Below are 7450 nucleotides of genomic sequence, written 5' to 3'. Positions count from 1 at the left end.
TGTGGGAGCGGGTTGTGAGTTAGAAGAAGCCCAGCGGATTGATGTCGTAGCTCACCAGCAGGTTTTTGGTCTGCTGATAGTGATCAAGCATCATCTTGTGAGTCTCACGGCCCACACCGGACTTCTTGTAACCACCGAACGCGGCATGCGCCGGGTACAGGTGGTAGCAGTTGGTCCATACACGCCCGGCCTTGATCGCCCGGCCCATGCGGTACGCGCGGTTGATGTCGCGGGTCCACAGGCCGGCACCCAGGCCGAACTCGGTGTCGTTGGCAATCGCCAGGGCTTCGGCTTCATCCTTGAACGTGGTGATGCTCACCACCGGGCCAAAGATTTCTTCCTGGAACACCCGCATCTTGTTGGTGCCCTTGAGCAGGGTTGGCTGGATGTAATAGCCGGTGGCCAGATCGCCGGTCAGCTTCTCGACCTTGCCGCCGGTGAGCAGCTCGGCGCCTTCGCCCTTGGCGATTTCGAGGTAGGACAAAATCTTGTCGAATTGCTGCTCGGACGCCTGGGCGCCGACCATGGTGTCGGTGTCCAGCGGGTCGCCACGTTTGATCGACTCGACCTTCTTCATCACCACTTTCATGAAGTCGTCGTAGATCGACTCTTCCACCAGCGCGCGGGAAGGGCAGGTGCACACTTCGCCCTGGTTGAAGAACGCCAGCACCAAACCTTCGGCGGCCTTCTCGATGAATTGCGGTTCGGCTTTCATGATGTCGGCGAAGAAGATGTTCGGCGACTTGCCGCCCAGCTCAACGGTGGACGGAATGATGTTCTCGGCGGCCGCGTGCATGATGTGCGAGCCCACTGGCGTGGAGCCGGTGAAGGCGATCTTGGCGATGCGCTTGCTGGTGGCCAGGGCTTCGCCGGCTTCTTTGCCGTAGCCGTGCACCACGTTCAGCACGCCCGGCGGCAGCAGGTCGCCGATCAGTTCCATCAGCACGTTGATGCCCAGCGGGGTTTGCTCGGCAGGCTTGAGCACCACGCAGTTACCGGCGGCCAGGGCTGGCGCGAGTTTCCAGGCGGCCATCAGCAGCGGGAAGTTCCACGGGATGATCTGGCCGACCACGCCCAGCGGTTCGTGGAAGTGGTAAGCGGCGGTGTGTTCGTTGATCTCGGCGCTGCTGCCTTCCTGGGCGCGGATGCAGCCGGCGAAGTAGCGGAAGTGATCCGCGGCCAGCGGGATGTCGGCGTTCAGGGTTTCGCGCACGGCCTTGCCGTTGTCCCAGGTTTCGGTGATGGCTAGCAGTTCGAGGTTCTGTTCGATGCGGTCGGCGATTTTCAGCAGTACCAGCGAGCGGTCCTGGGCCGAGGTCTTGCCCCAGGCGTCAGCGGCGGCGTGGGCGGCGTCCAGGGCCTTGTCGATATCCTTGGCGGTGGAGCGCGGGAATTCGGCGATGGGCTTGCCGTTGACCGGCGAGGTGTTGGTGAAATAGTTGCCATCGACCGGCGCGACAAACTCACCGCCGATGTAGTTGCCGTACTTGGCCTTGAACGAAACGATCGCGCCTTCAGTACCGGGGTGTGCGTAACGCATGGTGGGTATCTCCTGGCTTTTTGTGTTTATTGGAGGACGCACGGTTGTGCTTGTTAAAGCGTAGAGCAAAGGTCGGGCCAGTGCCTCGTAGAGCCTGTAAATCAAGGGTTTAGAGGTTGTTGCAAACCGTTGCTGTGGCAAGCTTGGTACAGCCTGGGTGACAGTTTGTGCCATAAGCGGTACAGCCTGTGACCGGTGGGTCTGCCCGGGATTGCATTGGTCGGGAGGCTGGAGGATGCTGGGCACTCGCGCGCGGTGTACTTCACGCAGGGAGAATAATAAGAACATGCAAAACGATCATTTCAGTCGCCATGCCCAACAAGTCCTGACGGTCACCCGTGGGCAGGACCCGCTGCATGGCCCCGGCAGCGATCCGTCCATCGCCCGCTCCTGGCTGCGTTGTCTTGAGGACTATCACCTCGACCCCGCATTGACCATCGCGCCCACGGTGCTCGAACATGGCCGCCTGCTGGAAAGCCGCGAACGCCTGCAACAAGTGCTGAGCATCGCCGGCAATGAAATGAACAGCCTGCATCAACAGCTCTCCGGCGCCGGCCATGCGGTGCTGCTGACCGACGCCCGCGGGGTGATCCTCAACTGCGTCACCGCCTCCAGCGAGCGCAAGATCTTCGAGGGTGCCGGGCTGTGGCTGGGTGCCGATTGGAGCGAGGCCTGCGAAGGCACCAACGGCATCGGCACCTGCCTGGTGGAGCGCCAGTCCCTGACGATTCATCGCGATGAACATTTTCGTGGCCGACATACCGGCCTGACCTGCTCGGCCAGCCCGGTGTTCGACCCTCATGGCGAACTGCTGGCGGTGCTGGATGTGTCTTCGGCCCGGGAGGCGGTGTCGCGCCAGAGCCAGTTCCACACCATGGCGCTGGTCAATCTTTCGGCGAAGATGATCGAGAGCTGTTACTTCCTGCGCCATTTTGAGCACCACTGGTTGCTGCGCTTTCATTTGCAGGCAGAGTCTGTGGGCCTGTTCAGCGAAGGGCTGCTGGCGTTCGATGGTGAAGGGCGCATTTGTGCGGTTAACCAGAGTGCGTTGAACCTGCTCGGGCAAATCCGTGGCGGGTTGTTGGGGCAGCCGGTCGAGGCGTTTTTCGATTGTTCGCTCGATGAGTTGCTCGGGCGTGCCAGCGCGAACGCCAGCGCCAGTTGGCCCCTGCGTACCCGCGATGGCCGTGGCTTGTTCGCGGTGTTGCGCGGCCAGCCACGCAGCGTACCGGTGCCGGTGGCCCACGCCTTGCCGGAGCGGCCGCGATTGCCGGGCATTTGCCTTGGGGACGCGGCGCTGCAAAACGATTTCCGCAGAGCCTTGCGGGTGTTCGAGCGTGATGTGCCTTTGCTGATCCAGGGGGAAACCGGGTCTGGCAAAGAGGCGTTTGCCAAGGCCGTGCACCATGCAAGCCTGCGCGCAGATAAAGCCTTTGTGGCCCTCAACTGCGCAGCCATCCCGGAAAGCCTCATCGAAAGCGAGCTGTTCGGTTATCGCGGCGGCAGTTTTACCGGCGCCCGCAAGGAAGGCATGCGCGGCAAGCTGCAGCAGGCAGATGGTGGCACGTTGTTTCTGGATGAAATCGGCGATATGCCGCTGGCTTTGCAAACCCGGCTATTAAGGGTGCTTGAAGACCGCTTGGTGGTGCCCATCGGCGGTGAACCGCAAGCGGTGGACGTCAGAATTATCAGCGCTACCCACCGTAACCTGCTTGATCGGGTGCAGGACGGTAGTTTTCGTGAAGACCTGTATTACCGGCTCAATGGCCTGGAAGTGGCCTTGCCGCCGTTGCGCGAGCGCAGTGACAAGTTGCAACTGCTGGACTTCCTGTTGGCCGAAGAAGCGGGAGATCAGGCGGTGCAGCTTGACGGAGAGGCCCGCCAGGCCCTGTTGGCGTTCGCGTGGCCGGGCAACGTGCGGCAGTTGCGCACGGTGTTGCGCACCCTTGCCGCACTGTGTGAGGACGGGCGGGTGAGGCTTGATGACCTGCCTGCACAGATTCGTGCCGTGCAAACCCTGCCGGTGGCGATGAGTGAACCGGCAAACTCATTGCTGGATGCTGCCGAGCGCCAGGCATTGCTGGCAACATTGGTGCAGCAACGCTGGCATATGACGCACGTGGCGACGGTGCTTGGAGTCAGTAGAAATACGCTTTATAGAAAGTTACGTAAGTATGGTATAGCGCGTCAGGTGTAATGATGACGTTACCTGTTCTGGCTGTGAGTGATCAATCTGTGTTGTGGGCGACTGTGCGTTAAATAATGGCGTCGCACCGTATTAATGTTTTGTCATGTATTTTCGTGTGTGGGTGACTGTCTTCTGGAACGTTCATTATCTGTTTAGTTACTAAGTTGGCGGTTGTCGATTGTCTCGATAACTCGCTAATAGCGCTTATGGGTAAATAGTAACAACAAGTGAGATAATAATCATGAATAGTATTAGAGTTCGGCCCAACACGGTCAATCTACCTCCAGTGAATAAACCACCGGCCCCGCGCAATGGCGGTGTAACGCCTCCGATAGTACGTCCCGGTGGCCAGGGCAGCTCCCCTCCAATAGCTCCCCAACCTAAACCCCGGTTAGGGAAAAATCCGGCCACAGACACCTCCACAACGCTACCCAAGCCCGAGAAACCCAATAATTTTCAAACGCTGACACAACAAAAATTGATGAACCAAGGGCCTGCCAACCGGCCGTTCAAGCCTCAGGCCAGCGCAGATCCTAAAGATTTGGCACAGGTGACTCAAAACCTGATGGTTGCTGATCGGCTGGTCAAGGCCGGGGTGTTCAACACCTCGCCCCAGGCGGCAACGGTAGCCCGCGACGCCTTTGTCAGTGCGGGTATAAGCGGATTGGTCAGCGCTCCCCTGAGTATTGGTACCTACGCAGGCTCGGTTTGGTCTGGCGAGACAATCAAGGCGCAGTTTACAAACAATACGCCACTGCTCCCTCCGGCTCACCAGCCGGCTCCAAGCACGCAGGTGCCTGCCGCGAAAACCGACGGGACAACATCGGTCGTCGCCACGCAGGACACCGACACGGGTGCCACGACCGCGCGCTTGGGCCTGGCCGAGTTGCGCATGGAAGTCATTGCCAACAATATTATGGCAATGCGTCAAGGAACGAATGCTCCGGCACTTAAAATGAGCGACTCCTCGTCGCGTACGCCAAGCGAGCGCCTCGAAACGCTTGAGGCCTTGTATAAAACTGCGGAGGAACAGCTTAAAAAACTGGGGGACGAAAACGACATGGTATTCCGGCCTTACATTGCCACTCCCGCAGACGGCACCGATGACAAAGGCCGTCTGGATGTTATTGATAAGAAATTCGACGCATTAAACAAGTTCATAGGGAAGTTGTTGCACATGGGAACGCTGTCATTACCGGCAGAGTCTGCCGAAACAAAAGTCGTGTGACATAACCCCGCGTAAACTTTCGAGTCATGGATGATGCTCAGTCAAACTGGCGATGGGTCCGATGCCATGCATGCATCCTGTGGCACCGGACTTATCGAATATTCCCCTACGCTCTGACAAACAATGGCGGCTACCCCCCAAGGCCTGCGTGCTACAGCTAAAGAGTGCGATTTTCCCTTCCCTGCGCTAACCTGCCTCGATGTTTTACGAGGTCGACTATGCACATTCATATTCTCGGTATTTGCGGCACGTTCATGGGCTCCATGGCGGTGCTCGCCAAAGAACTGGGCCATCATGTTACTGGCTCCGATGCCAACGTTTACCCACCCATGAGCACGCAACTGCAGGCCCAGGGCATTGAGCTGACCCAAGGTTATGACCCGGCGCAATTCGACCCGGTCCCGGACCTTGTCGTGATCGGCAATGCCATGGTGCGCGGTAACCCGGCAGTCGAATATGTACTGAATAAAGGTTTGCCGTACGTGTCTGGCCCGCAATGGCTGGCCGACCATGTGTTGCAAGGCCGTTGGGTACTCGCCGTTGCCGGTACCCATGGCAAGACCACCACCAGCAGCATGCTGGCCTGGGTGCTGGAGCATGCGGGCATGAGCCCGGGCTTCCTGATTGGTGGCGTGCCGCAGAATTTCTCGGTGTCGGCGCGCCTCGGCGACACCCCGTTTTTTGTCATCGAGGCCGATGAGTACGACAGCGCGTTCTTCGACAAACGCTCCAAGTTCGTTCACTACCGCCCGCGTACGGCGATCCTGAACAACCTGGAGTTCGATCACGCGGACATCTTCCCTGATCTGGCGGCCATCGAGCGGCAGTTCCACCACTTGGTGCGCACCATTCCCAGCGAAGGCCTGGTGATTCACCCCACCACCGAACCTGCCCTGCAGCGAGTTATCGAGATGGGCTGCTGGACCCCGGTACAAACCACCGGTGCTGGCGGCCAATGGCAGGTCAAACTGCTGAGCGAAGATGGCTCCAAATTTGAAGTACTGTTCGAAGGCGTCGCCCAAGGCATCGTCGATTGGGACATGACCGGCCAGCACAACGTCGCCAATGCCTTGGTCACCCTGGCGGCTGCGCGGCATGTCGGCGTGGTGCCGTCCATGGGCATTGCGGCCTTGAGCGCGTTCAAAAGCGTCAAGCGCCGGATGGAAAAGGTCGCCGAAGTGAATGGGATTACCATCTATGACGACTTTGCCCACCACCCGACGGCCATCGCCACTACCCTGGATGGCTTGCGCAAGCGTGTGGGTGATGCCCAGGTGATCGCGATTATCGAGCCGCGCTCCAACTCCATGAAGCTGGGCGCCCACCGTGATGGTTTGCCGGAAAGCGTCAACGATGCCGACCAGGTTGTGTGGTACGCGCCGGCCAACCTCGGTTGGGACCTGCCTGCCATCGCCGCGTTGTGCACGGTGCCGTCGATTTGCCGCGACTCACTGGAAGGCATCATCGAGCACGTGAAACACCAGGCCAGGCCCGGCACTCACGTGGTGATCATGAGCAACGGCGGCTTTGGCGGCCTGCATGGCAAACTCGCCGAGGCCCTGAAGTGAGCGGCCCGGAACGCGTCACCCTGGCGATGACCGGCGCGTCCGGCGCGCCCTATGGCTTGCGCCTGCTGGACTGCCTGGTGCGCGAAGACCGCGAGGTGCACTTCCTGATCTCCAAGGCCGCGCAACTGGTGCTGGCCACCGAGACCGATGTGGCGTTGCCGCCCAAAGTGCAGATGATGCAGGCCTTCCTCACCGAGTACACCGGTGCGGCGGCGGGGCAGATCAAGGTCTATGGCAAGGAAGACTGGATGTCACCGGTGGCGTCGGGCTCCGGTGCACCGGCCGCGATGGTGGTGGTGCCGTGTTCCACCGGGACCCTGTCGGCGATTGCCACGGGCGCCTGCAACAATCTGATCGAGCGCGCGGCGGACGTGACCTTGAAGGAGCGTCGCCAGTTGATTCTGGTGCCGCGCGAAGCGCCGTATTCGAGCATCCATCTGGAGCACATGCTCAAGCTGTCGAACATGGGCGTGACTATCTTGCCGGCGTCGCCGGGCTTCTATCACCAGCCGCAGACCATCGATGACCTGGTGGACTTTGTGGTGGCGCGGATTCTCAACCTGCTGAACATTCCCCAGGACATGCTGCCGCGCTGGGGCGAGCACCATTTGAGCAGTGATGAATAAACTATTGATGGTGCTGCTGGCGCTGCAACTCACCGGGTGTGCGACTGCGCGAACCCTGGACGCCGCCCAGCCCGGCGCGCCGGTGGTGTATGCCGGCACGCGGCTGGACATGTATGCGATTCAGGGCGGGTGCTGCGCGATGGACCGTTTTGGGGCCGAGGCGCCGAGCTATCCCCATGTCGACCTGCCGGCCAGTGCCTTGCTCGACACGCTGCTGTTGCCGCTGTCGGTGCTGACGGTGCTGGGGGTTGGGTTTAACGCGACGGGCGGGCTTTAGTACTTAATCCCAGTATTAACAGA

At 60.1% G+C, this 7450-nt stretch carries 6 protein-coding genes; 5 read left to right on the top strand and 1 reads right to left on the bottom strand.

What is annotated here, in order from left to right:
• Positions 1–19: 19 nt before the first annotated feature.
• On the bottom strand, positions 20–1540 hold the full coding sequence (locus tag HX817_RS19155; protein WP_003219398.1) for an aldehyde dehydrogenase family protein: 1521 nt from the start codon (positions 1538–1540) through the stop codon (positions 20–22).
• A 286-nt stretch (positions 1541–1826) separates the two neighbouring features.
• On the opposite strand from HX817_RS19155, the gene HX817_RS19150 reads away from it, so the two are divergent.
• The 5 genes from HX817_RS19150 to HX817_RS19130 all read left to right on the top strand — a co-directional run bounded on the left by HX817_RS19150 (position 1827) and on the right by HX817_RS19130 (position 7427).
• Positions 1827–3737, top strand: coding sequence for a sigma-54-dependent Fis family transcriptional regulator (locus HX817_RS19150; RefSeq protein WP_087692360.1), 1911 nt, complete (start codon positions 1827–1829; stop codon positions 3735–3737).
• A 472-nt stretch (positions 3738–4209) separates the two neighbouring features.
• Positions 4210–4956 (top strand): hypothetical protein, encoded by a 747-nt coding sequence (locus HX817_RS19145; protein WP_256344189.1) that lies wholly within the window; start codon positions 4210–4212, stop codon positions 4954–4956.
• A 218-nt stretch (positions 4957–5174) separates the two neighbouring features.
• Positions 5175–6524: a UDP-N-acetylmuramate:L-alanyl-gamma-D-glutamyl-meso-diaminopimelate ligase gene (gene mpl / locus HX817_RS19140; RefSeq protein ID WP_003219401.1), complete on the top strand. Its 1350-nt coding sequence runs from the start codon at positions 5175–5177 to the stop codon at positions 6522–6524.
• The gene (gene ubiX, locus HX817_RS19135) at positions 6521–7150 is read left to right on the top strand and encodes a flavin prenyltransferase UbiX (protein WP_003219402.1); all 630 of its coding nucleotides are present in this window, start codon (positions 6521–6523) and stop codon (positions 7148–7150) included. The genes mpl and ubiX overlap by 4 nt, the downstream gene beginning before the upstream one ends.
• Positions 7143–7427, top strand: coding sequence for a YceK/YidQ family lipoprotein (locus tag HX817_RS19130; RefSeq protein ID WP_023659172.1), 285 nt, complete (start codon positions 7143–7145; stop codon positions 7425–7427). The genes ubiX and HX817_RS19130 overlap by 8 nt, the downstream gene beginning before the upstream one ends.
• Positions 7428–7450: the final 23 nt, after the last annotated feature.

Origin of the sequence: Pseudomonas sp. C6002 (assembly GCF_013385805.1) — a bacterium.
Taxonomy (GTDB): Bacteria; Pseudomonadota; Gammaproteobacteria; order Pseudomonadales; family Pseudomonadaceae; genus Aquipseudomonas.
The sequence above is the reverse complement of the archived record's forward strand: the minus strand, read 5'-3'. Positions and strand labels throughout refer to the sequence as shown.

Bases quoted from the DNA above. Each gene is read 5' to 3' on its own strand.
- HX817_RS19155 (WP_003219398.1), bottom strand. From the start codon at position 1,540: ATGCGTTACGCACACCCCGGTACTGAAGGCGCGATCGTTTCGTTCAAG.
- HX817_RS19150 (WP_087692360.1), top strand. From the start codon at position 1,827: ATGCAAAACGATCATTTCAGTCGCCATGCCCAACAAGTCCTGACGGTC.
- HX817_RS19145 (WP_256344189.1), top strand. From the start codon at position 4,210: ATGAACCAAGGGCCTGCCAACCGGCCGTTCAAGCCTCAGGCCAGCGCA.
- mpl (WP_003219401.1), top strand. From the start codon at position 5,175: ATGCACATTCATATTCTCGGTATTTGCGGCACGTTCATGGGCTCCATG.
- HX817_RS19130 (WP_023659172.1), top strand. From the start codon at position 7,143: ATGAATAAACTATTGATGGTGCTGCTGGCGCTGCAACTCACCGGGTGT.